The 1,735-nt window shown below is 35.9% G+C and carries 2 protein-coding genes; both read right to left on the reverse strand.

The window, feature by feature from the left end:
• Positions 1-94: 94 nt before the first annotated feature.
• On the reverse strand, positions 95-898 hold the full coding sequence (locus tag AOG55_RS04365) for an aldo/keto reductase (protein ID WP_201779080.1): 804 nt from the start codon (positions 896-898) through the stop codon (positions 95-97).
• Between the two features lie 54 nt (positions 899-952).
• A complete protein-coding gene (locus AOG55_RS04370) occupies positions 953-1,729 on the reverse strand; it encodes a glucose 1-dehydrogenase (RefSeq protein ID WP_055040945.1) in 777 nt (258 codons plus the stop codon).
• Positions 1,730-1,735 lie beyond the last annotated feature (6 nt).

Consider the following 1,735-nt stretch of genomic DNA (forward strand, 5'->3'; position numbering starts at 1 on the left):
ATATCCATTTATATACTTGATACAGTGATAATATATATCACTAGGAAAAAAGTTTAAATAAAAGTTTTATAATTTCCCAGCGTAAATTGTTCATTCAAATAAGCTTTGAAATGCCCAGATAATCCTCAGCTTTAAGTTTTATATCCACAGCATTAATATTTTCCTGAAGGTGTTCAATATTAATGGATTTTGGTATTGCCATAACATTATTATGGTATAAAAGCCATGCAAGGGCAATCTGTGCAGGTGTTGCACCATATTTAATGGAAATTTCCTCCAAAAATTTTAATGTTTTTCTATCATTAAATAATAATCCTTTATTTAGTGGGCTGTATGCTATTATTGAAATATCATGGCGCATGCAGTAATCATAGGTCCCATCAAATTCAATTTCCTTAGATAAAACATTATATTTAAGCTGGTTTGTTGATATTGCATACCTTTTCATTGCATATGATGCCTCCTGGCATTCAGTGGCGTTAAAATTGGAAACACCAATAAGATCAATTTTTCCATCATCCTTTAATTTTTCCATTGCCGACATTGTTTCTTCTATATCTATGCTATGGTTTGGCCAATGAAGCTGATATAAATCTATATGATCTGTTTTAAGCCTTGCAAGGCTTTCATTGCATGCATTTATTACATCGTTGTAATGGAAATGATCAGGCCATATCTTTGTGGCAATAAAGATATCATCACGGTTGTAATCTTTAATTGCCTCTGCAACAATATCTTCAGTTTCATACATCTCCGCAGTGTCTATAAAATTTATTCCATGGTCTATTGCATATTTTATGGCATTTACCGCATCCTTTCTGTGGCCCTTCATTTTCCATGTACCAATGCCCAGGACAGATACCTGCTTTTTATATCCTGATAATTTTCGATATATCACAAAAAAACATGGAATTATAAAACATTAATTTTTTTAAATGGATAAAAATAATATTTATCCATCATGTCTGAAATCTGGATAAATCAGCATTCCGCCATCAACAGTCAATGTTATGCCTGTAACATATGATGCCATATCGCTTGCCAGATATAAAACAGCATTGGCCACATCATCGGCACTTCCGGCATACCCCATTGCTATCTTACCATTAAGGTCCTTAAGTGTTTCAGGATTCTGCCATACTGATTTGTTTATATTTGTTTTAATGGCGCCGGGTGCAATGGAGACTATTCTAATTCCCTTATCAGCATTTTCCTGTGCGGCTGTTTTTGTTAGCATGTCAAGGCCGGCCTTTGAGCTGCAATAGGCACTGTAACCTGACCATGGTATTACCACATGGTCCGATGTTATGTTAATGATCACACCACCATGATTTTTTTGCATTCTTTTTAATGCCTGCCTCATGCAGTAATATGGTCCAAGCAGATTAATATTTATAACCTTCTGCCAGCTGTTAATATCGTCATCTCCTATATTCTGCCTTACACCGTCAATGCCAGCAGAATTAACTAGGATGTCAAGCCTTCCAAAGGTTGAATCAACATCATTGAATAGTTTCTCGACGCTTTCAGGGCTTGAAACATCGGCATTAAATTCTTTTGCATTGCCACCATTTGATTTTATGGCATTAACAACGTCCAGTGCATTTTGGAGATTGCTTGAATAATGTACAGCCACAGACGCACCGGCATCTGCAAGTGCCATGGCTATGGATCTTCCTATGCCACCACTTGCCCCGGTTATCAGTGCAACCTTATTTGTAAGATTTATATTTTA

Origin of the sequence: Acidiplasma cupricumulans (assembly GCF_001402935.1) — an archaeon.
Lineage (GTDB): Archaea > Thermoplasmatota > Thermoplasmata > Thermoplasmatales > Thermoplasmataceae > Acidiplasma > Acidiplasma aeolicum.